This window comes from Streptomyces sp. NPDC028308, assembly GCF_055565855.1.
Genome location: NZ_JBVHTO010000008.1, coordinates 383,497 through 408,602, shown reverse-complemented (window position 1 = coordinate 408,602; position 25,106 = coordinate 383,497). Strand labels below are relative to the sequence as shown.

The window sequence follows — 25,106 nt, the reverse complement described above, 5'->3', positions numbered from 1 at the left end:
CCTCGCCCGTACCGGTCGGACCACCGGGCGTCGGCCGGTACCCCGAAACGGACCGGGCGTGCGGATTCGCCGCCCCTCCCGCCTCGCGCCACGCCGTCCCTCGCGCGGTTTCCGGCCGCATCCGGTAGGCAGGAGGGGTGAAGAGCGACACGAGCGACTCCTTCGTCCACGTACGGGGCGCGTCCGAGCACAACCTGCGGAACGTGGACGTCAGCGTTCCCCGGGACGCGCTGGTCGCCTTCACCGGCGTATCCGGCTCGGGCAAGTCGTCCCTCGCGTTCGGCACCCTCTACGCCGAGGCCCAGCGCCGCTACTTCGAGTCCGTCGCGCCCTACGCCCGCCGACTGCTCCAGCAAGCCGGCGTCCCGCACGTCCAGGAGATCACCGGGCTGCCGCCTGCCGTGGCGCTCCAGCAGCGCCGTGGGACACCCGGCTCCCGCTCCACCGTCGGCACCCTCACCACGCTGTCCAACCTGCTGCGCATGCTGTACTCGCGCGCCGGCACCTATCCGCCGGGCGCCCCGAGGCTGCCCGCCGAGGCGTTCTCGCCCAACACCGCCACCGGCGCCTGCCCGCGCTGCCACGGGCTCGGCTCCGTGCACGACGTCGCCGAGGACCTGCTCGTACCGGACCCGTCGCTGACCATCCGCGAGGGGGCGATCGCGGCCTGGCCCGGCGCCTGGCAGGGCGCCAACCTGCGCAGCGTCGTGAGCGGACTGGGCATCGACATCGACAAGCCGTGGCGCAAGCTGAGGAAGAAGGACCGGGACTGGCTGCTCTACACCGACGAACAGCCCTCCGTACTGATCGAGCCGGAACCCGGCCGCGTCGACTACGGCTATCAGGGGAAGTTCTGGAGCGCTCGCGAACACGTCATGCACGTCCTCGCCGACTCCCGCAGCGAGCGGTCGCGGGAGCGGGCCCTGCGGTTCGTCCGCAGCGTGCGGTGTCCCGAGTGCGACGGCAGCGGCCTGCGCCCGGAGGCGCTCGCGGTCACCTTCGCCGGCCACACCCTGGCCGAGCTCAACGCGCTGCCGCTCACCGCCGTCGTGGCGCTGCTGCGGCCCGTCGCGCGGCTGCGGAAAGCCGAGGCCGCCACGGAGACCGCCAGTTCGGGGGAGAGGACCGAAGTGGCGGTGCGGATCTGCGCCGACGTGGTCGCCCGCCTCGAAGTCCTGCTCGACCTCGGCCTGGGATACCTCGGTCTCGGGCGCCGCTCCACGACGCTCTCGCCCGGCGAGGCGCAGCGGCTGCGGATCGCCACCCAGCTGCGGTCGGGCCTCTTCGGTGTCGTGTACGTGCTCGACGAGCCGTCCGCGGGCCTGCACCCGGCGGACGCCGAACCCCTGCTGGACGTGCTGGATCGCCTGAAGGCGGCGGGCAACTCACTGTTCGTCGTGGAGCACGACATGGACGTCGTACGCCGTGCGGACTGGGTGGTCGACATCGGCCCCGGCGCGGGCGAGGGCGGCGGCCGGGTGCTGTACAGCGGTCCGGTGCCCGGCCTCGAAGCGGTGGAGGAGTCGGCGACCGCCCGCCACCTGTTCGGCCGGGCCGAGCGGACGGACCGGCGTCCGCGTACGCCGGGGGGCTGGCTGCGGCTGGCCGGCATCTCCCGTCACAACCTGCGTGATGTGTCCGTCGAGGTGCCCCTGTGCGTACTGACGGCCGTCACCGGGGTGTCGGGCTCGGGCAAGTCGACACTGGTCACCCAGGTGCTCGCGGAGGTCGTACGAGGTCATCTCGGCGTGACGCCCGAGGACCCGGAGGACACGGAGGTCGAGGTCGAGGTGCGGGAGGCCTCGGGTGTCGAGTCCTTCGACCGGCTGGTACGGGTGGACCAGCGGCCGATCGGTCGCACCCCGCGCTCCAATTTGGCGACGTACACCGGGATGTTCGACGCGGTGCGCAGGCTGTACGCGGCGACGGACGAGGCGCGGGCGCGGGGCTACACGGCGGGGCGCTTCTCCTTCAACGTCGCGGAGGGGCGGTGCGAGACCTGCCGGGGCGAGGGCTTCGTCGCGGTCGAACTGCTCTTCCTGCCGGGGACGTACGCGCCGTGCCCGGACTGCGGGGGCTCCCGGTACAACGCCGAGACGCTGGAGGTGACCTACCGGGGCAGGACCGTCGCGGACGTCCTGGCGATGCCCGTCGACGAGGCCGCCGGGTTCCTCGCCGACGTCCCCGCGGCCCACCGGAGTCTGGAGACGCTCCGGGAGGTGGGGCTCGGCTACCTGAGGCTCGGCCAGCCGGCGACGGAGCTGAGCGGCGGTGAGGCCCAGCGCATCAAGCTCGCGACGGAACTCCAGCGGGCCCGCCGGGGCCACGCCCTCTACCTGCTCGACGAGCCGACGTCGGGTCTGCATCCCGCGGACGTCGCGCTGCTCCTGGAGCAGTTGCACCGTCTGGTCGACGCGGGCAACACGGTCGTCCTGGTCGAGCACGACCTGGACACGATCGCCACCGCGGACTGGGTCATCGACCTCGGTCCGGGCGGAGGGGACGCGGGCGGCCGGGTGGTGGCCACCGGAACACCTGCCAAGGTGGCCGGAGTCAAACGCAGCGCCACCGCGCGCTATCTGGCGCCGAGACTGCGGGGACGCTGAGCGGGTGACGCCTGTGCGACCGTATCCACGGGCGAGGCGCGACCGGCGGGGCGGCACGTCCCGCGCACACGCTCAGGCACGTGCCCGGCCCCGTCCTGCTCCCGTGCCGCCGCCGGTCGCGGCCGGCGGCACGTGCGCTCCGGCCGATGTCAGTGGCGCCCGCGCAGCTTGCCCAGGAGACGCTGCGCCTGGGCACGACGCCGGGGGTCGGCGGAGGTGCGGCGGACCTGCTCGATGGTGCGCCGGCCCTGCGGGCTCTTCGCGAACTCCTTGATCTTGTTCATCATGCCTGGCACGGCTTTCCTCCTGTGACGAGGTCGGTGCAGCGGTTGCCTGCACAGCCCGTGTACCCCGCTGACGGCGAGTAAGCGCCCCTCCACTCAGGGCCCGTTGGCGTCGGCGGACATCGTGCGGTGCCCGGGGGAGCGCGAAGGCGGGCCGGTGTCGCGGGTGGAGGCGGCTCTCAGGCGGCTCGGCGCTACTCCTGGGCCGGCCCGGCCGGTCGGTCGGCGGCGCTCGGCGCCCCCTGCGTGTGGTGGTCCACGAGGCGGGTCAGCAGCCGGACGAGCTGTTCGCGCTCCGGCGATGTCAGCGGCGTGAGGACCTGGTCCTGGATGCCGGTGAGCAGCGCGTCGAGCCGGTCCAGCCGGCGGCGGCCGGACTCGGTGATCGTGATGACGTTGCGGCGGCGGTCGGCCGGGTCGGGAGCGCGCTCGACGTGGCCGCCCTCGGCGAGTTCGTTGAGCACGGCGACCAGGTCGCTGCGGTAGATGCGGGTGCGACGGCTGAGGACCGACTGACTGGCGGGACCGGAGTCGTGCAGGGCCACGAGCACGGCGTAGTGCCACTTGCGCGCGTCCGCCTCCGCCAGCCCCTGGTTCACCAGCCGCTCCGCGTGCAGCGCCGCGTGCGAGAGGAGCCGGCTGGGCATGCCGCGAAGCCGTGCGGGCGTCGCGTTCCCGCCGTCGTCGTCCATGGGGAGAGCCTTCTCGGCCGCGCTGTCCATGCCATCCAGCCTACCCGTTGCGTTAGTCACCCTAACGATATACTTTCGTTCGTGGCGCTAACGTTAGTTGCTCAAACGTTACGACGGCTCCCGGTTTCCGAGCGCGAGTGGGAGAGCGTCGTCGACGGCTGGGCGGCGGCCCGGTCGAACCGCACGTCCTGCCGACCGGCCGGCGCGGCACGCCGACCCGCACGTCCTGGCGCCCGCACCCACAGCGGCGCCGACCCGCCGCACGCGCACTACCGACAGATCGCGAAGCACCAACCGCACACACGAGAGGGCACCGGCATGCCGACGATCGACGTACTCGACTCGACCATGTACTACGAGGACCTGGGCAGCGGGACGCCCGTGGTCCTCCTCCACGGCAACCCCGCCTCCTCGCACACCTGGCGGAACGTCTTTCCCCGCCTCGGGACCGGACGGCTGCTCGCCCCCGACCTCATCGGCATGGGCCGCTCCGGCAAGCCCGACATCCCCTACCTGTTCGCCGACCATGCCCGCTACCTCGACGCCTGGTTCGACGCCCTGGGCCTGGACGGCGTCGTGCTGGTGGGCCACGACTGGGGCGGCGCACTCGCCTTCGACTGGGCGGCCCGTCACCCGGAGCGAGTGCGGGGTGTCGCCTTCCTGGAGAGCGTCATCAAGCCCCTGTCCTGGGACGACGTGTCACCCCAGGCGCGGAAGCGCATCGAGTCGATCCGCACTCCCGGCACCGGCGAGGACATGGTGCTCGAACAGGACCTGCTGGTGCGCGCCGCGTACTCCGGAGCCGTGCTCACCCCGGTGAGCGACGAGGACCTCAAGGCGTACCTGGAGCCGTTCCCGACGCCGGGGAGCCGCCGGCCCCTCCTCGCCTGGGCCCGCCAGCTCCCGCTCGGAGGTGAACCGCCGGAACTGGTGGCCCGTCTTGAGGGGTACCAGCCGTGGCTCGCGGCCAGCACGCACGTGCCCAAGCTGCTCATGACCTTCGAGGGCACGCCCACCCTGCTGGTCGGCGCGGAGACGGCCGACTGGTGCGCCCGCCACATGGCCTCACTGGAGACGGTCCACTGCGGCAGGGCCGGGCACCACGCCCCGGAGGACCGACCTGAGGAGATCGCCGCGTCGATCGCCGCGTGGGCGGACCGCCACGGACTCCGCTGAGTCCGACCCCAACCGCGGGCGGACGACCGGACGGGGTGCGGTCCGAGTGCAGGACCGCCGGGAGCCCCAGGACCGTCAATGCCTTCGCTCCCCACGCGCTGCTCCGTGACACACGGTGACGACCCGTCGTATCCGGTACGGCTTGGGTCGGAAAGTGCGGGTGGCCACTGGATGCCCCGATCGCACATTTCTTTTACAGGGAGAGGCTGATCCCGCTGAAAACGGAAAGGGCGCGCATTTCGGTGGTCGAAGGCGGTGTGAAGTCTCCCGCGCGACGAAACCCGACTGTTCGTTTCAGCCAGGTGGCGGATGTCGCTGCGGAATCAGGCCGTTGCGGGAAAGAGGGATGGCCGAAAGTCTCGCCACGTAGGTGCGCCCGTGCTGACCCCATGGCCCGGGCCGATTCGGGCCGTTCCCCCGATCTCGATTCCGATGTCACGACCGATGTGTGGAAAGCGTGAATATCCCGGTCCGGGAAAGGGTGTGCGTGCCGCTGGATGCGGCGCCGGAAAATCTCCACCCGTCGGCGAATGCTTGCGCAATTACCGCGGGTGAAGTAACTAGGTGACTTATGAATCTGTTCACCCGCGGCGCATCGTCGCGCCGCACGACCTCACCCACCGTGTCCGAGCCCGCGTTCGGCTCGCCGGACGTGGCCTCGGCCGTCCGTCCGGACCCCCGCCTGGCCGCTCTGACGGGGGAGTGGGTCATCGACCCCGCGCACAGCAGGATCGGCTTCTCGGTCCGCCACGCCATGGTGACCACGGTGCGGGGCTCCTTCGCCGAGTACCAGAGCCGTCTGTACTTCGACGGCCGCGACCCCTCGCGCTCCAGCGCCGAGATCGTGCTGTTCACCGCGTCCGTCGAGACCGGGGTGGAGCAGCGCGACGCGCACCTGGTCGGCCGCGACTTCCTGGACGCGAGGAGCTATCCGCGTATGGGATTCACCAGTACGTCCGTGGAGTTGGCGGGCCCCGACGTCTACCGCATGACCGGGGACCTCACCATCAAGAACGTGACGCGGCCCGTGGTGCTCGAACTCACCTACATCGGCAATGTCGTCGACCCGTTCGGCTACGAGCGGGTCGGCTTCGACGGCACCACCACCATCAACCGCTCCGACTGGGGGCTGACGTACGACACGAGGCTCGCGGAGGGCGGCGCCATGGTGAGTGAGAAGGTGCGCCTGCAGTTCGACATCGCCGCGATCCGCACGGCCCCCGTCGGCTGATCGGCCACCGATCGGCGGCGCACCGTCAGCGGGCAGCCGCGTGCGGGACTCCGCCGGCCGTCACCGGCCGGCGGAGTCCCTCTTCCGGCCGCCGTCAGGCCTCGACGGTGGCCTGGTGCGGAGCGGCCGAGGAGCCGGTCTTGCTCCCGGTGTCCGCGGAAGTGCGGACGGCCGGGATGAGGGCGGCGATCACCGCGGCGACCAGCGCGACGCCGCCGCCGATCAGCAGACCGGTACGGAACCCGTTCTCCGACGTGAAGCTGTAGCCGCCCATGGTGGTCGTCGACTGGGCGAGGACGACGCCGATCACGGCCGCGCCGATGGACGTGCCCAGTGAGCGCATGAGGGTGTTGAAGCCGTTCGCGGCGGCGGTCTCCGAGAGCGGGACCGAGCTCATGATCAGGGCCGGCATCGACCCGTAGGCGAGGCCGACGCCGCTGTTGATGACCATGCACACCACCATCAGGCCCCAGGCGGAGCCCATCAGGGCCAGCGACAGGCCGTACCCGGCCGCGATCACCAGAACTCCGCAGATCAGCGTGAACTTGGGACCCCGGGCGTCCGTGAGCTTGCCGCCCAGCGGCGAGACGAACATCATCATGACTCCGCCGGGCGCCATCCACAGGCCCGCCGCGAGCATCGACTGGCCCAGACCGTAGCCGGTGGCCTCGGGGAACTGCAGCAGCTGCGGAATCACCAGCATGCTCGCGTACATCCCGAAGCCGACGAAGACCGAGGCGACGTTGGTGAACAGCACCCGGGGCCGAGCGGTGGTGCGCAGGTCGACCAGCGGGTCCCGGGTGCGCAGCTCCCACACGCCCCAGGCGGCCAGCACGACGACGGCGGCGACGAACAGGCCGAGCGTGGTCGCCGAACCCCAGCCCCAGTCGGCGCCCTTGGACACGGCGAGCAGCAGGCAGACGAGGCCGACCGCGAGACCTGCGGCGCCGGGGGCGTCGAAGCGCTGCCCCTTGGCGCCCGCGGGCACGTCGGGGATCAGGAACCAGATCAGCACGGCGATGACCATGGCCAGGGCGGCGCAGGCCCAGAAGAGGACCCGCCAGCTCGCGTACTGCGCCACCGCCGCGGCGATCGGCAGACCGAGACCGCCGCCGATTCCCATCGAGGCGCTGACCAGGGCGATCGAGGAGCTGAGCTTCTCGGCGGGCACCACGTCACGCAGCAGGGCGATGCCCAGGGGCACCATGCCCATGCCCATGCCCTGCAGACCCCGGCCGACGATCATCGGGACGACGGAGGAGGCGAGCGCGCACACCACCGAGCCGGCGATGAGCGGTATGGAACACGCCAGGAGCATCCGGCGCTTGCCGACCAGATCTCCCAGGCGGCCGGAGACCGGCACGCATACGGCGGCCACGAGCAGGGTGACGGTGATCACCCAGGCCGAGTTCGATGCCGAGGTGTCCAGGATCTTCGGCAGTTCCGCGATGAGCGGGGTGACGAGGGTCTGGGTGATCGCTGCCACGATCCCGGCGAACGCGAGCGTGGCGACCACGCCTCCTGCTCGGGCCGGCGGCTGGGGGGCGCCCATATCGGGACTCCTGAGGTGCTCTGTCGGACAAGGATGTGCATCGTACATGTCGTGTGCATCCAGCACGTCACATGTACGGCGCACACACCCGTGAGAGGATGGGCTCCGGGCCGCGCACGGCGAGAGGTGGCGTGTCACCGGCCCGGCGGACGCAGGAGGCACAGGCACGTGGTCAAGCCCACGCACGAAGTCGAGTACGAGCAGATGCTGCTGAGCCGCCACGGACTCATGCATCACAGAAGCGGACGCCGCAAGGGCTCGCTGCTGGAGCGCAGTGCCTACATCCTGCTCAGCCGCATCCGGGTGCAGGGACCGATGTCGATCGGTGAACTCAGCGACGCCTTCGGGCTCGACGCCTCCACGCTCAACCGGCAGACGGCCGCCGCGATGCGGGAAGGTCTCGTCGAGCGCATCCCCGACCCCGAGGGGGGCATGGCCCGCAAGTTCCGCCTCACCGACGAGGGCGCGCGCCTGCTGGACGAGGAACGCGAGGGCATCGTCCACGCGCTCGACCAGGTCATGGCCGACTGGGCCGACGAGGACGTGGCCGCGTTCGCCGCCTATCTGCGGCGCTTCAACACGGACATCGAGCGGCTGGGCGGACGCCCCTGGCCGCGCCCGTGACCGGACGGCCGAAAGACGCGGCTGCCGGCCGCATGAGCTTCTACGCTCTCGGTGCATGACGACCGGCGAGTGCTACGCGTGCGGCAAGGAAGCCCGGTTCGAGGAACTGCCCCCGCGGGAGCGCATCGCGGGGGACGCGTACTGGCGGGTGGCCCACTGCTTCGGCACCGCGCTGCCCGGGTGGCTGGTACTGCTGCCCCGGCGCCACGTCACGGCTGTCCACCAGCTCACCGACGCCGAGGCCGCCGCCCTCGGGACGTGGCAGGTCCGGCTGTCGCGTGCCCTCCGTGACGTGACCGGCTGCGTGAAGACCTACGTCGTGCAGTTCGCGGAGGCCGAGGGCTTCGCGCACGTGCACTTCCACATCGTGCCGCGCGGGGCGGAGCTGCCGCCCGAGCACCGCGGACCGGGTGTCTTCGCCCTCCTGCGGCGCCCCGAACAGGAGCAGGTGCCCGACGACCTGGCCGATGACCTGGCCCGGTCCCTGCGGGCCCGCCTCCACGACAGGTGATCGGGGCGGGCGCCGCGATGTCGCGGCAGGGCGCCCGCGCGACGACGAGGCCGCGTCGTACGGGCGCCCTGCCGCAGGGGCGTGACTACGGGGTGAAGACCTCGTCGAGGCGGTCGATGGCGCCGTCGGCACCCAGGTGGTACTTGAAGACGAGGCCCGAGTTCGGGTGCGCCTCCAGCCAGTCGAGGAACTCCTGCACGCCGATGGGCTGGTTCTCGGTGCTCTCCACGATGGGGTTGGTCACGGTGACGTCCGCGGCCTGGTCCATCGGGATGAAGGTCTCCTTGCCCACCGTCTCGAAGGGCGCACCGTCGGAGTCCGGCGATCCGCAGCCCCAGTTGCCGTGCTTGACGATCAGGCTGAGGAATCCGCCTTCCGGGGTGTAGCGGTAGACCGCGATCTCGTCGGGGGAGATCGGCATCTTGTGGTCGCAGCCGTCGTCGTCGGCGCCACCGGCACTCGACGCCGTGGGCGCGGGGGACTTGGACGCTGCCGGGGCGGCTCCGGGGGACTTCGCGGCGCTGCCCGAGCCCGAGGACGCCTTGGCGCCCGGCTTCTTGCTCGCCGCGCCGGTGCCCTTCCCCTTGCCGCCGCTGCCGTCCGCCTTCGTCGGACTCGTGCCGCCGCCCGAACCCGTCGCGCCGCCGTCGCCGTTGCACCCGGTGAGGACCAACGCCCCCGCCAGGCAGGCTCCCAGTACGGCCGCCCGGACAGCGCCCGGTCTGCGCCGGCTCGTCCTCGACGTCATATTCATGATGCGTCCCCCCTGTTGTCCCGGTTCTTCGTGTGCCTCGACGGCTCGTCGCAGAGGACGACTTTCGGCCGCCGTCAGTTGCACGTCCGCGCGAGTTGTTCCCGCCTCACCGGTCGTTCAACGGACAACGGCGTGACCCGAGCGTCACCCTCGCGTCCGGCCATGGCCTGTTTTCGCCCGCTGACCCTAGCGTGAGGGCCCGGTCGTGCGGCACCCACCCGTGGGATCCGGCAACCCGGGCTCCCGCGTCAGGTGCCCACCGCCCGCCCTGGAGCGTGTGGTTGACTACGGCCGTGTTGCACGAGTCGCTCTTCCGGACCGCCGACCTCCCGGTGGGGGACCGGTTCGACGCCTGGACGGAGCGGCTGGGACGCACCCACGCACCCATGGAGCTGGCCAGCGACCGCAGTGCGGACTACCGCGCCCGGCTGCGGCTGATCCAGCTGGGGGACGTGACCCTGTGGCCGTCGACGTTCGATCCGCTGGTCTTCCGCCGGACACCCAAACTGATCCGCCGGTCCGACCCCGAAGTCCTCCACCTCTCCCTGCTCCAGCGCGGCGAGGGAGCGGCGACCTGGGCGGGACGCGAAGTCGCCTACGGCGTCGACGACTTCCACGTCAACTGCTCCTCCTGGTCGTACGAGATCTTCACCGGCCCCGACCCGGTCACCACCATCGGAGTCGAGATCCCGCGATCGCTCATCGCGCTGCCCGCGCACCAGACCGACAAGGTCATCGGACGCCGGATATCGGGCCGTGAGGGCTTCGGCGCGCTACTGGCCCAGTTCCTCGTCCAGTTGGCCTCGGACACCGACTCCTACCAGCCGGCGGACGCGCCCCGCCTGGGCACGGTCGCGGCCGATCTCGTCACGGCGGTCGCCGCACACGTGCTGGAGTCCGACGTCCGGCTTCCGCCCGAGGCCCACGGCCGCGCCCTTACCCTGCGCGTCAAGGCGTTCGTACGCCGCCATCTGGCGGACCCGGAACTGACACCCGCCACGATCGCCGCCGCGCACCACATCTCCCGCAGCTATCTGCACCGCCTCTTCCAGGCCGAGGGCATCACCGTCGCCGGCTACGTCCGCGAGCAGCGGTTGCGAAACGCCCGGCGCGACCTCACGGACCCGGCACTGCGGACGGAGCCCATCCACGTCATCGCCGCCCGCTGGGGCTTCCCGCGCGCCGCCGAGTTCACGCGGGCCTTCCGCACGGCCTACGGCGTCCCGCCGAGCGAGGTGCGCCACGCGTCCTCCGGGCAGGGCGGCGGACCCGACGCCGAGCAGTAGACGCAGTGCCAAGGAGATGTGGACTGTCGGCCAACGACAGCCGGCCCCTGCCCGGGCATCCTGGTGATCACCGCGGGGGCGGCGCGGGAGCGTCCTGGGGCGGGCCGGGCACGGGGGTCCCGGCCCGGCTCCGGCACGCGGCCTCCGGACCATCGAGATCACGCAAACCGGACGCGCCGTCACGCGGCCCTCGCCGGCAATGCCAAGTACCGCCGTGGCCAACAGAGATGGACTTCAGGTAGTCCGTGCCGCAGTCGACTCGGGGATCGACTGCGGCACATCCCACCGCGGGGCGCAGCAGGAAGGAAACACCCCGGCAGCGGGGCGTCTGCCCCGGCGCCGCTTTCACATACTGCGCCGGACGAGTGAAGCGCCCGGCCGAGCCGGAGTCCACGACGCGACGGCGGCCTCCTCGGCAGCGGTCGACGTAGTACCCCGTGGCCATCGATTCGACGGCCCTCGAAGCGACGGCGAGCACGGGCCCGGTCTGCGAGCGTGGTGCTCCTGAGCGCCGTAGGACGCGAAAGGCGTCGGCGCAGGACCGGATCGAGGGAAGCCCATGGATCAAGACCTGGGGTGGGGCAGAAGCCCGGCCCGCTGAGAAGCGGACCCACCGGCACACAGACGCGCCGTCTCCCTGGAGACGGCGCGGGTCTTCGCTCCTGTCGGCCACCTGATCGGTGCACCGTGTCCTCGTGACGCGGGTCCGGCGCGGCTGCCGTCGAGTGTGCGGGCAGCGCCTGACATCGGAGCTCAGGTGGCCGGCATACGGGCGGCTGGGCGCGGAGACGACGACGGCGCGCAGCCGGAGGTTTCCGGTGCGCGCCGTCCGTCCGACGCGGTCCACGGCCGAGCCTCGCGCCGGCTCAGCCCACGGATGCGTCCGTGCGACGAGGTGATCAGCGCTTGAAGCCGCCCTTCGCCTTCTCCTTGGTGTCCCGGGCCTTGCCCCGGGCCTCCAGCGCGGCGCCCTTGGCGGCGGTGGTCTCGTTGCCCATCGCGTGGGCCGCCTTCCTCACGGCCTTACCGACGACCTGCTCGGTCTTGGCCTTGGCCTTCTCTCCGGCGCTCATGTCGGTCCTTTCGTAGGCACTCACTGACCGACTGCCCGCCGCCCCCGGAAGGAAACAGCCGCCGTCTGCGGTGCGATTTCCCTCCTCCACCGGTGGGCGAGCGGCGTCGGTCCCGCCGGCCGGACACGGAAGCCCCGGTCGCTCCCGTGGGGGCCGTCACACGTGACAGCGGCACTGAACAAGCGCTTAGATAGTGACTCGCTTCGACACCGACTAGCCCGCGCCGCGCTGGAGGCCCCGTTGCTGTTCACATCTGTCGACGACGTCTCCGCACGCCTGGCCGATACCGGGTACCTCGCCTCCCCGGCGGTCGCCACGACGGTCTTCCTGGCCGACCGCCTCGGCAAGCCCCTCCTGGTCGAGGGCCCGGCGGGCGTCGGCAAGACGGAACTCGCCAAGGCCGTCGCCCAGGTGGCGGGAGCACGGCTGGTGCGTCTCCAATGCTACGAAGGCGTCGACGAGTCACGCGCCCTGTACGAGTGGAACCACGCCAAACAGCTGCTGCGCATCAGCGCGGGCCGTGACGAGAGCTGGGACGAGGCGCGTACGGACATCTTCAGCGAGGAGTTCCTGCTGCCCCGGCCGCTGCTCACCGCCATCCGCGGCGACGAGCCGAAGGTCCTGCTGATCGACGAGACCGACAAGGCGGACGTCGAGGTCGAGGGGCTGCTCCTCGAAGTGCTCAGCGACTTCCAGGTCACCGTCCCCGAGCTCGGCACGATCACCGCGACGAGCCGCCCCTTCGTGGTGCTCACCTCGAACGCGAGCCGTGAACTGTCCGAGGCGCTGCGCCGCCGCTGCCTCTTCCTCCACATCGGTTTCCCCGACGAGGAGTTGGAGCGCCGGATCGTACGGCTGAAGGTGCCGGACCTCGACGAGGCGCTCGCGGAATCCGTGGTGCGGGTCGTCGGCGCCCTCCGCGAGATGGACCTGCGCAAGGTCCCGTCCGTCGCCGAGACCATCGACTGGGCGCGCACGCTGCTCGCCCTGGGCGCCGACACCCTGGAGGAGGCCGTCGTGCGCGACAGCCTCGGCGTCCTTCTCAAGCACCAGGACGATGTCCTCAAGGCGTCCGCCAAACTCGACCTGGACGCCGTGTGAACGCCCCGTCCGGTGTCGCGGACCGGCTGACAGGACTCGTCGCCGCGCTGCGCTCGCACGGCGTCCGCATCGGCACCGGCAAAACCGTGGACGCCGCCCGGGCGTTGGAGGCACTCGGTCTCGACGACCGGGAACTGCTGCGCGAAGGGCTGGCCGCCACCCTGCTCCACAGCACGGGGCAGCGCCAGGTCTTCGATCCGGTCTTCGACGTGTACTTCCCGCGCCGCGTCGGCGTGACGGCGGACACCGAAACCCCCGCCGACCGGGAGGACTTGAGGGACCGGCTGGTCGCCGCGCTCACGGCGGACGACCTGGCGGCTCTGGCCCGGCTGGCCGTCGAGGCGGTGGACGGTTTCGGCGGGTACGGTTCCTCGCCCGGCTCCGACGGCTGGTCGTCGTACCAGACGCTGGACCGGCTGCGCCCGCAGACGCTGCTGGCACGCGTGCGTGACGGCGTCAGGGCGCAGGGCGGGGGAGCGGGGTTCGCCGACCGGCTGCTGGAGGACGAGATCCGTCGGCGTATCCAGGCCTTCCGAGCCCAGGTCGTCACCGAGGCGCGGCGCCGCGTGGCGGAGCGGCGCGGCAGGGACCTCATCGCACGGCGCGCGGTGGTCACCACCGCCGACCGGGTCGACTTCCTCTTCGCCGGACGGGACCAACTCGCCGAGCTGCGGCGGGTGGTGCAGCCCCTGGCGCGCAAGCTGGCCACTCGCCTCGCCGCACGGCGCAGGCGCGCCTCGCGCGGCACCATCGACCTGCGGCGGACCCTGCGCGGGTCCCTGTCGACCGGTGGAGTGCCGATGCGGCCCGTGCTGCGGCGCCGCCGCCCCGCCCGCCCCGAACTCGTGCTGCTGTGCGACGTGTCGGGTTCCGTGGCGGGCTTCTCGGACTTCACGATGCTGCTGACGCAGGCGCTGCACGACCAGTTCAGCAAGCTGCGGGTGTTCGCCTTCGTCAACCGGATCGACGAGGTGACCGGCCTGCTCGTGCACGGCGCCGCGGACCCGGCAGGGCTCGGCGGCCGCATCCGTGCGGAGGCGACGCTCACCAGCTGGCACGGCAGCAGCGACTACGGTGCCGCGTTCGGTGAGTTCACCGAGCGGTACGAGGGCGCGGTGGGTCCCCGCACGACCGTCTTCGTACTCGGGGACGCCCGTACCAACATGGGCGACCCGAATCTCCCGGCGGTGCGCCTGCTGTCCGAACGGGCCCGCCGCGTCTACTGGTTGAACCCGGAGCAGCGCTCGCAGTGGGGCACCGGCGACTCCGCCGCGCCGGCCTACGCGGAACTCGTCGACATGTACGAGTGCCGCAACGCGCAGCAGCTCAGTGCCCTGGTCGGCCGCCTGCTGCCGGTGTGACCGACGCCGCGGGGCACCGCAGGACCACGTTGATAATGGCAGTCATTTTCATATAGCGTGGGCTCCCCGTCGTACACGAGGAGATCACCATGGCCGTACCCAAACGGAAGATGTCCCGCAGCAACACCCGCCACCGCCGCGCCCAGTGGAAGGCGACTGTGCCCCGGCTGACCCCGGTCGTCGTGGACGGAGTCCCGCACCTGGTGCCGCAGCGCCTCGCGAAGGCGTACGAGCGCGGCCTGCTGCGCCCCGACGGCTGACCGGCCCGACGGGGACGGCCGCGCCGGGGCGGTCAGCGGGAGAGGGTGAGCGGCAAGGCGTCCTTGTACGCGTTCATCGGTTTGGCCACCTTCTTCACCGTCCGGGCGTCGAGGGCGATCGCGGCGGACTCGGTGCCCAGGGTCCCGGCGGGGTGCCAGGTGCCCGTGACGGTCACCCAGGTGTTGGCGGGCAGCGGCGCGGCCCCGTGGACCCGCACCTGCACGGACTGCGCGTCCGCGGCGCAGCACGAGATGATGATCCGGGTCAGGTTCCAGCCGTCGCCCCGCCCGCCCGGCGTGACGAAGCCCGTCAGCCGGACGGTGCGGCCCTCGACGGCCCGCTCGCGGTCCTGCCGTACGCGGCTGGTGAAGTCGGTGAGGGTCATCGGGACCGGTGACGTCGCGGGCAGCGGGTCGAACTCCCGTTGCTCGGCGACGGCCTTGGGCGGCTGACGCGAGGCCGTGTACGCGCCGAGCGCGGGCGGGGCGAGGAACAGCAGACTCAGCGCGGGGAAGAACAGCAGCCAGGCCACACGCGGCACAGAGGAGTGGTCGTGACCATGGCCCCCGCCCCCGTCCCGGTCGCCCTCTGGGCCGTGCCCGTCGTCTGCCGCGGGACCGCGCCGCGACCACGCCTCCGCCACTCCGAGCAGGAGCAGCAGCACGCCCGAGGCGATCAGGATCGGACGCATCCCCGGCTTCACGTACCGCAGACACAGGTCGGTGAAGAGCGAGGCGTGCAGCAGACCGAGCCCGCTCAGGACGAGCAGCAGGACCTGGAGCGGTCGTTTCACAGCAGTACTCCTCCGATCAGAGCGCTGCACACGACCGCGACGACCGCGGTCGCGGCGGAGAAGCGGATCGCGAAGGCACGTCCGAAGGTGCCTGCCTGAAGAGCGATCAGCTTCAGGTCGACCATCGGCCCCACGACCATGAACGTCAGCCGGGCGAGCGGCGAGAAGCCGGTGAGGGACGCCGCCAGGAACGCGTCCGCTTCGGAGCACACCGCGAGCACGATGGCGAGCGCGGCCAGGAACAGCACCGAGAGCCACGGCGAGCCGGAGAACGTGTCGAGGACGGAGCGTGGAACCGCCACGTTGAAGGTGGCGGCGGCCATCGCGCCCAGGACCAGGAACCCGCCCGCGTGCAGGAAGTCGTGCTGGAAACCGCGCCGGAACTCCCTCCAGCGGCTGCCTCCCGGCACGTGCCCGGTATGACGGACCGTGGGCTTGAGCCACTCCTCGCGGCCCAACCAGAGCCACAGCCACCCCATCGCCGCGGCGGTGGCGAGCGAGGCCAGCAGCCGCGCCAGCACCATGCCCGGACTGCCGGGGAAGGCGACGGCGGTCGCGGTCAGCACCACGGGATTGACGGCCGGCGCCGACAGCAGGAACGCGAAGGCGGCGGCCGGGGTGACACCCCGGCCGATCAGACTGTTCGCGACGGGCACGGACGCGCACTCGCAGCCCGGCAGGACGACTCCGGCGACCCCGGCGACGGGTACGGCGAGAGCGGGCCGCCGGGGCAGCAGCCGGCCGAACACGCGCGCGGGCACGAAGGCGTTGATGGCGCCGGACAGTGCCGTGCCGAGGAGCAGGAACGGCAGCGCCTGCATCGTGATCGCGATGCACACGGTCCGCCAGGCCTGTACGGCCGGCTCGTTCCACCGCACGGCGACGTAGGCCAGCGCGGGCGGCAGCAGGATCGCTCCGAGGAGTTCGAGCAGCCAGAACCGGGGCAAGCGGCGCGGCGGGGCCTCGTCCGCCACCGCGACGGCCGGCTCGACCCCGCCGGCCGGTACGTCTGTCGTCTGCATGTCCGCTCCGCCTGTCCGATGTCCAGAGCGAACATAGCCGGTGCCGGAAACCGGCCGTCACGGTCCCTCTGGGTGGCCACCGGCACACCCGAGCGCGCGGTCTCAGGCGGCGGCGAGAACCTGGTAGAGGGCGGACTGCTGGCACAGCTGGCGGTCGTCCAGGAACTGTTCGAGCGCTCGGCTCCGGGCCCCGGCGCCGAGCGAGGCGGCCAGGCCGTCGTCCCGGAGCAGCCCACCGGCCTCCGCGGCAAAGGCCGCCCGGTCGTGCGGGTCCTCCAGGAGAAGGCCGTGCACACCGTGCTGAATCTGGTCGCGGATGCCGCCGACGGCACTCGCCACGACCGGCCGGCTCTTCCACATGGCCTCGGTCACCGTCAGACCGAATCCCTCAGCCAGGCTCTTCTGCGCGATGACGGTGGCCTGACGCTGGAGGGCGCTGACCATCACCGCGTTCTCCTCCGCGTCGGCCATGGGCAGGCAGGCGAGGTGGATACGGGCGCGGCTGCGCGGCGGCAGACGGTGCCACAGCTCGACGCACCCGGCGAACACCCGGCTGCCCTCGGGATCGTCGGTGACACCGGTGACGTCGGGGCCCACGAGGGCGAGGTGCGCCCCGTCGAGCGAGGTGGTGTCCGCGGCGAAGGAGGACATCACCCCGGCCATGTCCTTGAGCGGGTCCCACCGCGAGATCTGCAGGATCAGCGGGGCCTCGGCCGGGGGAGGCGCGAGGCTGTGCAGGCTGACAGGCTCGCGGTGCACGACACCGACGCTCCCGTCCCCGCGCCGGTACAGCGCCCGCTCGCGGGGGCGGCGACCGGCACGCAGGCCCATCCGGCGCACGATCGCGGCGGCGGCGTCGTCGTCCAGCGGCCGGTTCTTCGCCGACAGGGGGTCGATCGACGGCTGGATCACGGCGACGTGCCGCTCCGTGAGCCAGGTGGGGACGTACTGGGTGCGCGAGAAGACGAACGCGTCGACCGTCTCCAGAAAGGGCCGCAGGAACGCCCACGCCCGGTCGGTGGACTCGTCGTGGGCGTCGGTGCCGATGTGCGAGCGCCACACCACCCGCACTCCCGCCCGGTGCAGCGCGGGCGCCAGGCCCGCCGTCTGCGGGTCGTGCAGCGTCACCAGGTCTCCCGGCCGCACGGACCGCAGCAGTGCCCGCGCGTTGGCCTCCCCGACCGCCGCGTAGTGGGCGGCGGTGTGCGCGTCGAGGGAGGGACCGGCGGCGTCCTGGCCGTGCAGGAGGTGGTGGAGCCGCTTGGTGAGGGCGAAGAACGCCGGGTCGGCCTCGATCGTGAACCACCGCGCGTCGACGCCGGCGCCGCGGGTGTAGCGCAGGATCCGGTAGAGCATCTCGGCGACCCCGCCCCCGGCCGGTGTCGAGTTCACGTCGACGACCCGGCGGGCCCCGAGTGCCGCCCGCAGGCCCCTGATCGCGGCGTCCAGGCCCGCCGCACGCTCGGAGCCGATCGTGTCCCCGAGCAGCCAGGGATCGGCGGGGGTGAGGTCCACCTCCGGCAGGAGCGCTTCCTCTGCGGTCGTGTGCGGGGAGAAGAGAAGCTGTGCCATGGCAGTCCGTCCGCTCGGGGCCAGGGTTGCCGCTCGTGCGGAACCGATCCGGATCGTGACCGCCTCCTGACGGCCCTCACCGGCTCGTCTCTCCGGTGTGATCCGTGAAACCCTTTCAAAACTATACTTTCCACCGTTTCACGAGTTTCGCCCCTTATGTTGCATGGGGTGAGGTGAGCGGTACGGAGGGTGCCGTCCTGGAAGGGTTCCGAGGCGGCCGGCGGACGTGGCCGCGCCGCCCGCAGTGGCCCGTCAGGACTCCCCGTCGACGGCCATCTCGCCGAGCAGGGACCAGTCGTCCTGGGGAATCGTCATGTTGAGGATGCGGGGGGTCGCCGCCAGATGGCGCGGCAGCACCTGCTGGGCTGCCTTGAAGTGGGCGGACTGCACGTGCGCGGCTCCGGCCTCGTCGTCACGGAACCCCTCGACCAGGACGTACTCGGTGGGCTCCTCGACGCTCCTGGACCAGTCGAAGAACAGGCAGCCGGGTTCCGCGCGGGTGGCCGCGGTGAATTCACCGGCGATCTGCGGCCACTGGTCCGCGTACTCGGGCCGGACGCTGAACCGGGCGGTGATGAAGATCATGAGGACTCCCTGGCTGTCGTGCCGGATCGTGGGCGCGCCGCCGGAACGGACGCTTTGGGAGCGTACGCCGGACGGGAGGACCTCTCGCGGCGGTGCCGCCGACGCCTGGCGGACTTCGCGCGAACGAGGGCCGCGAGAGGAAGCGGGAGCCAAACTTTTTGTTCGCCGCACAGGTGTAGGGCCCGAGGACCCGGGCACCCGGTGAGTACGGCCGCGCCGCATCGGTCCTGTCCCCCCATCACCGGCGGCGCGGCCTTCATCGTGTCCGGACGCGGGAGTGTGCACCCGTGCAGTTCGGCGGGCGGGCGCGGCAGCCCGGACCTCGGGACATAGGGCTGTTCGGTGGATCATGCACCTACCAGGCTGCGGCGATGGAGCGCGCAACCGAGGTGAGCGGGAGTCCCGCCCGGCCCGTGGACCCGCCCGTGAACGACTACGCCGGCATGGCCGAGGCGTACGCGGCGGAGACCGAGAACAGTCTAGTGAACGCGTACTACGAGCGGCCCGCGATGCTGGACCTCGCCGGAGACGTGTCCGGCCGCCGCGTCCTGGACGCCGGGCGCGGCTCGGGCCCCCTGTCCGCGTCGCTGCGGGACCGCGGAGCGGGCGTCACCGGCATCGACTCCTGGAGGTGCCCCGGTCTCAGCGCCGGGACATGTAGAGGTGGAAGGCCTTGTGCAGGACCTTGTTGAGCGGATGGTCCCACTCGCCGAGGTACTCGACGGCCTCGCCGCCGGAACCGGCCTTGAACCGGAGCAGTCCCAGCAGGTGGTTTCCCTCGTCCAGGGTGTCCGTGATGCCGCGGAAGTCGTAGACGGCCGCGCCGAGTTCGTGGGCGTCGGACATCATGCGCCACTGGATGGCGTTGTTCGGCTGGACTTCGCGCTTGCGACCGGTCGAGGCACCGTACGAGTACCAGACGTGCTGACCGACCGTCAGCATGGTTGCGGCCGCCAGGACTTCGCCGTCGTGGTGGGCGAGGTAGAGACGCATCCGGTCCGGGTGCTCGGCCCGCAGCGCGGTCCACATCCGCTGGAAGTACGGCAGCGGGCGCGGGATGAAGCGGTCCCGCTCGGCGGTCTCGGTGTACAGGGCGTAGAAGACCGGCAGATCCTCGTACGTGCCCTGGACGACCTTCACACCGGCGTTCTCGGCCTTCTTGATGTTGCGGCGCCACTGCTGGTTGAAGCCTTGCTGGACCTCCTCCAGGGACCGTCCGGAGAAGGGGACCTGGAACACGTGACGCGGCTGGCCGACGGCGAACCCGTCCTCCTCGCCCGCCGCCGTCCGCCGCCAGCCCAACCGGTGAAGCTGATCGGCGACGTCGCGGGCCCCCGGCTCGTGCACGGTGGCTTCCACGTCACCCAGACGCCTGGCGCCCGGGTCGGCGATCGCGGCCTTGAGCGCGTCGGCGCTCCAGCGCCGGGTCACCACGGGCGGGCCCATCCGCACCGAGAAGGCGCCGCGCCTTCTGAGGTGCGCGAGCATGGGCTCCAGCCACGCCCCGAGGTCGCCCGAGGCCCAGTCGATGACCGGCCCCTCGGGGAGATACGCGAAGTACCGCTTCAGCTTCGGCAGCGGCCGCAGCAGTACGAGGCCCGCGCCGACGAGGGTGCCGTCCTCGGAGAACCAGCCGAGGCTCTCCGCCCGCCAGTCCGGCTTCACGTCCCCCCAGGACGGGACCTGCATGTGGCTCACCGAGGGCCGAGCCGTGACGAAGGCCAGGTGTTCCTCGCGGTCGATCGCCTTCAGGTGATGACTCATGCGCCGTGCTCCTTTGCTCGAAGCGTCAGCGTACGAGCCAGGGGGCCGGTTCCCGCGCTTCACACGAGCGACGCCGCGAACGGGTCGGCCACAGGCACCGACCGGCGCACCGCCTCTCACTCGGTCGGCCGCATCACGTACCCGGCGGAGTCTTTGACGGTTGCTCAGCCTGGTCGCTCGTCGGGTCCGGTGAAGGTGAGGTGCTCGGGGTCGAGCGCGCGCGGAAAGTCGGCGGCGTCGAAGAGGTCCCCGGCAGCGGCCACACCGAACCGTCGGACCCGGCCGTCGAGAACCCGCTGGGGCGCGGCTGGCGGGGTTCGCCGCGGCGGTCGCCGCCTGCGCAGTGGCGGTTCCGGTGTGCCTCGCCGTTCGCGGAGCGCCGTCCGTCCCGAGTGACTCGGCCGGTGCGGTCACCCTCATCACGATGTCAACGTTGCCGCTGCTGTTCACGCTCGTACGGCTGACGGAGAATCGCGATTTCGAGCATGCGTTGCCGCTGGAAAATCCCGAAGTCCTGCCGGCGGACCACACGACGCGCCACGTGCCCGTGCGGGGGAGTCTGGTCGCCGTCCCGGTGGTTCCGGCGCTGGCCATGGGACTGGCCTGGAATCCGTGGCTGTCACTGACCCCGATGTCGATGGCGCTGGACTGTCTGTTCCGCGGCTGCGTCGCCGCCCGCTTTGAGAGGAAGCGGCGAGTGCTCCTGTGGCGGGGCCAGGTCGAGGACAGACCGTGGGAGCTCTCCTGGTCCCCGGCCGAGCGCTCACGACCGGAGACCTCCTCGAACTCGCCGACGGGGACCTCGGCGTCTCCCTGAACACGGCGTTGGTCCCGCTCGGCGCCTGGGGCAGGGAACATCTGCTCGGCCGGAGGCCCGCCGAGCCCGAAGCACTCGACGGGTCTCGCCGAACGGGACACTGAGTCCCGCCGGGAGCGGTGCGCCCGCCGCGCAGTCACCCGCGGTCAAGGGATCACCCCGCGGAGTCCGCGTCCCTGGCCGCGCGCTCCAGCCGGTCCCGGTAGTCCGCCCACCACGCCGAATCGTCCGTCGGCATGCTGGTGTTGCCCTCGTTCATGCCCACGGCGCCGTCCATGAGCTCCCGGAGGATGTCGGCGTGCCCGGCGTGGCGGTGCGTATCGGAGATCACCCGCACCACGGCATGGTGCAGCGTCACCTCGTCCCTGCCGGTCGGCCACCACGGGACCCGGCCGACCGTTTCCAGTGGCAGGGCGTCGATCGTCGCGTCCGCGTGGGCCCAGGCCCGTCGGTAGAGCTCCACGATCTGTTTCCGCGACTCGTCGGCGGGGACCCACATGTCGGCGTTGGGCTCGGCGCCGTCGTCGAGCCAGGGGAGCGGCTCACCGGACGGCCGTCCGAAGGTGTCGCCCAGATAGCCCAGTTCGACGCTCGTCGCGTGTTTGACCAGACCGAGGAGGTTCGTGCCGGTCGGCGTCAGGGGGCGCCGTACGTCGTACTCCGACAGCCCTTCCAGCTTCCACAGCAAGGCGTCGCGGGCCGACTGCAGGTAGAAGTGGAGGTCGTCCTTGGGATCCGATGCGGTCATGCGGCAAGTCTGCCCACGACGTGATCTCCGTCCACTCATTTCGCGGTGGCCCGCGACCGTGAGGGCCCGGGGCTGGCCCGTCCTCCTGCTAGCGGCTGCCGGCCGCCTTCACCGCCGTGAGGTCCTCGCCGGTGAGTTCCGCGATGCGGTGGGCCGGGACGCCCGCCGCGAGAGCACGCGTGAGCAGTGCGTCGCGACCGTCGGCGCAGGAGCGATAGGCCAGCAGTTCCTTCTCCAGCCGGGCGATGTCCTGCGGCGCCGAGCCGTTCCGCACACGGCTCAGCTCATCGTCGCTGAGGGGCACGGGCAGACGCTCCGCTTCCTCGGGCACCGCCGAAGTCTCCTCCGGGGGCAGGAGGCGCAGCCGCGGGGACGCCGTCGTGATGCCCTGGGCGCCGAGCCACGCCTGGACGGCGGGGGTGTCCATGCACGCCAGTTCTCCCACGGCCGACGGGGGGACCCCCAGGTTCGCGGCGGTGCCGTCCAGCAGGACGAGATAGGCGTCGTCAGTCATTGTCGGTTCCTCACGGGGGGTGGTTGTGCTGATGGCGGCTTTCTACCCCGTCGCGGCCGTGGCATGGCGACCGGACGGGCGGTGTTCACGCGTGCGCACGCAGAAGCGATTCCGATGTCCCCGTCCGGACCGCTGTTCCCGTCCGGGACACCTCGGCCGGGGAAAAGCGGGAGGTGGCCGGGCCGGGCGCGGCGCGGGCACAACCTTCCGCGCCGTCGGACTGTCTCAACCGGTAGCTGCCCGCACGGGGCGGGGCGGCACCGAACAGACAGGGGGATGTCATGCGCAGGAGCGGAGTGGCAGTGCTGGCGCTCGTGCTGGCGGCCGGGGGACTGGGGGCGACGGCCGTTCCGGCCGCGGCGGCCTCGACGCAGGCGACGGCGTGTGCGACGGCCTGGGGAAGCGGCCCGAAGAGCGCCACGGCGACGACCTCGGCATCGCTGGTGGGCGTCAGGACGGGACGGCACGACTGCTACGACCGGATGGTCCTCGACATCCCCGGCGGCGGCACCTCGGGCCTCGGCTACCACGTCCAGTACGTGGACCGCCTCTACCAGGACGGCTCGGGCCAGTACATCCCCGTCGCCGGTGGCGCCGTGATCGAGGTACGCGCGGGCGCGCCGAGCTACGACCCGGAGACCGGCTCGCCGACGTATCCCGGGAAGGTGGCACAGCCGCTCCCCGGCGTCGACGTCACCGGCTACAAGACGTTCAGGGACACGCGTTTCGCCGGCAGTTTCGAGGGCGACACGCAGATCGGCCTCGGCGTGCGGGCCCGGCTGCCGTTCCGCGTGACGCAATTGGCCGATCGGATCGTGGTGGACGTCGCCCACACCTGGTGACCCGGTCCGCTCAGCACCGCGACCACGCCCGTCACGGATCCGCCGTGCTCCCACGGTGCCGTGCGGGCGTGGCCGGTGGGCGGGAAACACTGTCGCCATGCGAATGCCGTCACGGGTAACGTCCCTTGCCTGACCGGCGGTTCCGGCGGTCTTCGACGTGTGGAAAGGGACGCGCATGACCGGCGGGCGGACGACGACGCTCTGGCGGCCGACGGGCCCCGCGGAGCTGGACCTGGTCCGTGAGCTGAACTGGCGTGCCTGGCCGCCGCGACTGCCCGAGCAGCCGATCTTCTATCCGGTCCTCAACGAGGAGTACGCGGTCCGCATCGCGAGGGACTGGAACGTGAAGCACGACGGCGCCGGGTTCGTCACGCGCTTCGAGGTCGACACCCGGTTCCTCGCCCGGTATCCCGTACAGCAGGCGGGTGGACGCACGATCCTCGAACTGTGGGTGCCGGCCGAGGAACTCGACGCGTTCAACGACCACATCGTCGGTGAGATCGAAGTGGTCCACGAGTTCCGGTAGACGTCGGGCCGCTCGGCCGCACGCAAGTCGCCGAGCACGGCCGGCCACCCATGATGTCGTCGTCGCCGACGTGGAGGGTGACCGGCCCGTGAGGCTGTCGTCAGCCCCGCGAGGAGCAGCGCGGCGGGGGCGTTCGGTGAGCTGCGGGCTCAAATGACCTTCCTTGCAACGGTGTTCGGCTGCGGCGCCTCGGTCGGACACCGGCGGCGTCGCCGTCACCGCACGATCGGTGACGGCGCGCCGGCGGTCGTCATCCGAACATGCCCGGCTGGTAGTCGCCGGCCGGCTGCCGCACGATGACGTTGACGCGGTTGTAGGCGTTGATCAGAGCGATCAGGGAGATCAGGGCGGCGAGCTGGTCCTCGTCGTAGTGCTTGGCGGCGGCCGCCCAGGCCTCGTCGCTCACGCCACCGGCCGCGTCGGCGATCCGGGTGCCCTGCTCCGTCAGCTCCAGGGCGGCGCGCTCGGCGTCGGTGAACACCGTTGCCTCCCGCCAGGCGGCGATCAGGTTGAGGCGCAGCTGGGTCTCGCCCGCGTGGATGGCGTCCTTGGTGTGCATGTCCGTGCAGAAGCCGCAGCCGTTGATCTGGCTGGCACGGATCTTCACCAGCTCCTGCGTCTCGGCGGGGAGCGTCGAGTCCGAGATGACCTTGCCTGCCGATTTGATGTGCCGCAGGACCTTGGGCGCGACCGAGTTGCCGAAGAGGTTCAGGCGAGCGTCCACTTTGAACTCCAGTGCCGTTGTCGGGTTACACCGCATTGACGGATCGGACTCGACAGGACGTGACACGGGATGGATGTGAGCTGGGTCACCACGACCGCGGCCCCTCCCCGACGGGCGGCCGGCACGCGACGGAACGCGGGCGGCGCCCGGGTTCCGACACCCCGGGCGCCGCCCGCGCCTCCCGCCGCCCCGCCGCTCACGCGGCCGGGAAAGAGGTGCCTAGGCGCCCTTCGGAGCCGCCTGCTGTACGACGTCGAACGACCACAGGGTGGAGCCACTGGCCGCGGGCTTCGGGCGCTCGGCGCCGCCCGCGTCGCCACCCTGGTGAGCGGCCTTCATGGGGCCCTCCATCCAGGCCTGGAAGGACTCCTCGTCCCGCCACCGGGTGTACACGAGGTAGCTGTCGGTGCCCTCGACGGGGCGGAGAAGTTCGAACCACTCGAACCCGTCCGAGTTCTCCACGGCGTGGGCCCGGGAGGCGAAGCGCTTCTCCAGGGTCTCGCGCTGCTCGGCGGGGACGGACAGTACGTTGATCTTGACTACGCTCATGGCTCCATCCTGCCGCACGTCGTGGGGCGCGCGAGCAGCGCCTCGGGCGTGTGCGACCGAGGAACGCGTCACCGGACCAGGCCGGGCTGCGTGTCCGACGGCCCCGTAAAGCCCCCGCCGCGGAGGCTCCTCCAGGTG

At 71.6% G+C, this 25,106-nt stretch carries 26 protein-coding genes and 1 pseudogene; 13 read left to right on the top strand and 14 right to left on the bottom strand.

The window, feature by feature from the left end; all coding sequences use genetic code 11:
* Nucleotides 1-137 precede the first annotated feature (137 nt).
* A complete protein-coding gene (gene uvrA / locus ACZ4VA_RS20775; RefSeq protein WP_356169799.1) occupies nucleotides 138-2,606 on the top strand; it encodes an excinuclease ABC subunit UvrA in 2,469 nt (822 codons plus the stop codon).
* 149 nt (nucleotides 2,607-2,755) lie between these two features.
* On the opposite strand, the gene ACZ4VA_RS20770 is transcribed toward uvrA, so the two are convergent.
* A complete protein-coding gene (locus ACZ4VA_RS20770) occupies nucleotides 2,756-2,902 on the bottom strand; it encodes a hypothetical protein (protein ID WP_355789191.1) in 147 nt (48 codons plus the stop codon).
* Between the two features lie 182 nt (nucleotides 2,903-3,084).
* Entirely contained in the window at nucleotides 3,085-3,612 is a 528-nt protein-coding gene (locus ACZ4VA_RS20765; RefSeq protein WP_355789194.1) for a MarR family winged helix-turn-helix transcriptional regulator, read from the bottom strand.
* A gap of 288 nt (nucleotides 3,613-3,900) precedes the next feature.
* Here ACZ4VA_RS20765 and ACZ4VA_RS20760 point away from each other — a divergent pair, with 288 nt between their 5' ends.
* Together ACZ4VA_RS20760 and ACZ4VA_RS20755 are read left to right on the top strand one after the other, a co-directional pair.
* Nucleotides 3,901-4,758, top strand: coding sequence for a haloalkane dehalogenase (locus ACZ4VA_RS20760; RefSeq protein WP_355789197.1), 858 nt, complete (start codon nucleotides 3,901-3,903; stop codon nucleotides 4,756-4,758).
* 571 nt (nucleotides 4,759-5,329) lie between these two features.
* Complete coding sequence (locus tag ACZ4VA_RS20755; RefSeq protein WP_468082333.1) at nucleotides 5,330-5,989, top strand: YceI family protein; 660 nt, start codon at nucleotides 5,330-5,332, stop codon at nucleotides 5,987-5,989.
* A gap of 94 nt (nucleotides 5,990-6,083) precedes the next feature.
* On the opposite strand, the gene ACZ4VA_RS20750 is transcribed toward ACZ4VA_RS20755, so the two are convergent.
* Nucleotides 6,084-7,541, bottom strand: coding sequence for an MFS transporter (locus tag ACZ4VA_RS20750; RefSeq protein WP_468082332.1), 1,458 nt, complete (start codon nucleotides 7,539-7,541; stop codon nucleotides 6,084-6,086).
* Between the two features lie 204 nt (nucleotides 7,542-7,745).
* Between ACZ4VA_RS20750 and ACZ4VA_RS20745 the strand changes: the two genes are divergently transcribed.
* Nucleotides 7,746-8,165 (top strand): MarR family winged helix-turn-helix transcriptional regulator, encoded by a 420-nt coding sequence (locus tag ACZ4VA_RS20745; RefSeq protein ID WP_388904982.1) that lies wholly within the window; start codon nucleotides 7,746-7,748, stop codon nucleotides 8,163-8,165.
* Nucleotides 8,166-8,220: 55 nt separating this feature from the next.
* Nucleotides 8,221-8,676, top strand: coding sequence for an HIT family protein (locus ACZ4VA_RS20740; RefSeq protein ID WP_355791605.1), 456 nt, complete (start codon nucleotides 8,221-8,223; stop codon nucleotides 8,674-8,676).
* An 85-nt stretch (nucleotides 8,677-8,761) separates the two neighbouring features.
* Here ACZ4VA_RS20740 and ACZ4VA_RS20735 read toward each other — a convergent pair whose 3' ends face one another.
* Nucleotides 8,762-9,430 carry a hypothetical protein gene (locus ACZ4VA_RS20735; protein ID WP_355791602.1) on the bottom strand — a complete coding sequence of 223 codons (669 nt, stop codon included), beginning with the start codon at nucleotides 9,428-9,430 and terminating at the stop codon, nucleotides 8,762-8,764.
* A 293-nt stretch (nucleotides 9,431-9,723) separates the two neighbouring features.
* On the opposite strand from ACZ4VA_RS20735, the gene ACZ4VA_RS20730 reads away from it, so the two are divergent.
* Entirely contained in the window at nucleotides 9,724-10,716 is a 993-nt protein-coding gene (locus tag ACZ4VA_RS20730; RefSeq protein ID WP_468082331.1) for an AraC family transcriptional regulator, read from the top strand.
* Nucleotides 10,717-11,615: 899 nt separating this feature from the next.
* Here ACZ4VA_RS20730 and ACZ4VA_RS20725 read toward each other — a convergent pair.
* Nucleotides 11,616-11,789, bottom strand: coding sequence for a hypothetical protein (locus tag ACZ4VA_RS20725; RefSeq protein WP_355789438.1), 174 nt, complete (start codon nucleotides 11,787-11,789; stop codon nucleotides 11,616-11,618).
* Between the two features lie 243 nt (nucleotides 11,790-12,032).
* Here ACZ4VA_RS20725 and ACZ4VA_RS20720 point away from each other — a divergent pair, with 243 nt between their 5' ends.
* From ACZ4VA_RS20720 to rpmF, 3 genes are all read left to right on the top strand, one after another.
* On the top strand, nucleotides 12,033-12,890 hold the full coding sequence (locus tag ACZ4VA_RS20720) for an AAA family ATPase (protein ID WP_468082360.1): 858 nt from the start codon (nucleotides 12,033-12,035) through the stop codon (nucleotides 12,888-12,890).
* Nucleotides 12,887-14,251, top strand: coding sequence for a vWA domain-containing protein (locus tag ACZ4VA_RS20715; protein WP_468082330.1), 1,365 nt, complete (start codon nucleotides 12,887-12,889; stop codon nucleotides 14,249-14,251). Before ACZ4VA_RS20720 ends, ACZ4VA_RS20715 begins: the two co-directional genes overlap by 4 nt.
* Nucleotides 14,252-14,340: 89 nt before the next feature.
* Nucleotides 14,341-14,511, top strand: coding sequence for a 50S ribosomal protein L32 (gene rpmF / locus ACZ4VA_RS20710; protein ID WP_468082329.1), 171 nt, complete (start codon nucleotides 14,341-14,343; stop codon nucleotides 14,509-14,511).
* Between the two features lie 32 nt (nucleotides 14,512-14,543).
* Here rpmF and ACZ4VA_RS20705 read toward each other — a convergent pair whose 3' ends face one another.
* The 4 genes from ACZ4VA_RS20705 to ACZ4VA_RS20690 form a co-directional block, all read right to left on the bottom strand.
* Nucleotides 14,544-15,305, bottom strand: coding sequence for a TIGR03943 family putative permease subunit (locus tag ACZ4VA_RS20705; protein ID WP_468082328.1), 762 nt, complete (start codon nucleotides 15,303-15,305; stop codon nucleotides 14,544-14,546).
* Nucleotides 15,302-16,327, bottom strand: coding sequence for a permease (locus tag ACZ4VA_RS20700; RefSeq protein ID WP_355791797.1), 1,026 nt, complete (start codon nucleotides 16,325-16,327; stop codon nucleotides 15,302-15,304). Before ACZ4VA_RS20700 ends, ACZ4VA_RS20705 begins: the two co-directional genes overlap by 4 nt.
* Before the next feature lie 102 nt (nucleotides 16,328-16,429).
* On the bottom strand, nucleotides 16,430-17,899 hold the full coding sequence (locus tag ACZ4VA_RS20695; RefSeq protein ID WP_468082327.1) for a glycosyltransferase: 1,470 nt from the start codon (nucleotides 17,897-17,899) through the stop codon (nucleotides 16,430-16,432).
* A 252-nt stretch (nucleotides 17,900-18,151) separates the two neighbouring features.
* Complete coding sequence (locus tag ACZ4VA_RS20690) at nucleotides 18,152-18,484, bottom strand: putative quinol monooxygenase (protein ID WP_468082326.1); 333 nt, start codon at nucleotides 18,482-18,484, stop codon at nucleotides 18,152-18,154.
* 371 nt (nucleotides 18,485-18,855) lie between these two features.
* On the opposite strand from ACZ4VA_RS20690, the pseudogene ACZ4VA_RS20685 reads away from it, so the two are divergent.
* Nucleotides 18,856-19,110, top strand: a pseudogene (locus ACZ4VA_RS20685) (SAM-dependent methyltransferase); the annotation flags it as partial.
* 16 nt (nucleotides 19,111-19,126) lie between these two features.
* On the opposite strand, the gene ACZ4VA_RS20680 reads toward ACZ4VA_RS20685, so the two are convergent.
* Nucleotides 19,127-20,248 (bottom strand): lipid II:glycine glycyltransferase FemX, encoded by a 1,122-nt coding sequence (locus tag ACZ4VA_RS20680; protein WP_356169833.1) that lies wholly within the window; start codon nucleotides 20,246-20,248, stop codon nucleotides 19,127-19,129.
* A 433-nt stretch (nucleotides 20,249-20,681) separates the two neighbouring features.
* On the opposite strand from ACZ4VA_RS20680, the gene ACZ4VA_RS20675 reads away from it, so the two are divergent.
* A complete protein-coding gene (locus ACZ4VA_RS20675) occupies nucleotides 20,682-21,065 on the top strand; it encodes a hypothetical protein (protein ID WP_468082325.1) in 384 nt (127 codons plus the stop codon).
* 154 nt (nucleotides 21,066-21,219) lie between these two features.
* Here ACZ4VA_RS20675 and ACZ4VA_RS20670 read toward each other — a convergent pair whose 3' ends face one another.
* Both ACZ4VA_RS20670 and ACZ4VA_RS20665 read right to left on the bottom strand, forming a co-directional pair.
* Nucleotides 21,220-21,813 (bottom strand): DinB family protein, encoded by a 594-nt coding sequence (locus ACZ4VA_RS20670; RefSeq protein WP_468082324.1) that lies wholly within the window; start codon nucleotides 21,811-21,813, stop codon nucleotides 21,220-21,222.
* Between the two features lie 88 nt (nucleotides 21,814-21,901).
* Entirely contained in the window at nucleotides 21,902-22,327 is a 426-nt protein-coding gene (locus ACZ4VA_RS20665; RefSeq protein ID WP_355793749.1) for a DUF6003 family protein, read from the bottom strand.
* Between the two features lie 281 nt (nucleotides 22,328-22,608).
* On the opposite strand from ACZ4VA_RS20665, the gene ACZ4VA_RS20660 reads away from it, so the two are divergent.
* Both ACZ4VA_RS20660 and ACZ4VA_RS20655 read left to right on the top strand, forming a co-directional pair.
* A complete protein-coding gene (locus ACZ4VA_RS20660; protein ID WP_355794548.1) occupies nucleotides 22,609-23,169 on the top strand; it encodes an AMIN-like domain-containing (lipo)protein in 561 nt (186 codons plus the stop codon).
* 175 nt (nucleotides 23,170-23,344) lie between these two features.
* Nucleotides 23,345-23,695, top strand: coding sequence for a hypothetical protein (locus ACZ4VA_RS20655; protein ID WP_356169838.1), 351 nt, complete (start codon nucleotides 23,345-23,347; stop codon nucleotides 23,693-23,695).
* Nucleotides 23,696-23,945: 250 nt separating this feature from the next.
* Here the strand turns inward: ACZ4VA_RS20655 and ACZ4VA_RS20650 are convergent, their stop codons facing one another.
* Nucleotides 23,946-24,419: a carboxymuconolactone decarboxylase family protein gene (locus tag ACZ4VA_RS20650; RefSeq protein ID WP_468082323.1), complete on the bottom strand. Its 474-nt coding sequence runs from the start codon at nucleotides 24,417-24,419 to the stop codon at nucleotides 23,946-23,948.
* Between the two features lie 219 nt (nucleotides 24,420-24,638).
* Complete coding sequence (locus ACZ4VA_RS20645) at nucleotides 24,639-24,968, bottom strand: antibiotic biosynthesis monooxygenase family protein (RefSeq protein WP_356241268.1); 330 nt, start codon at nucleotides 24,966-24,968, stop codon at nucleotides 24,639-24,641.
* Nucleotides 24,969-25,106: the final 138 nt, after the last annotated feature.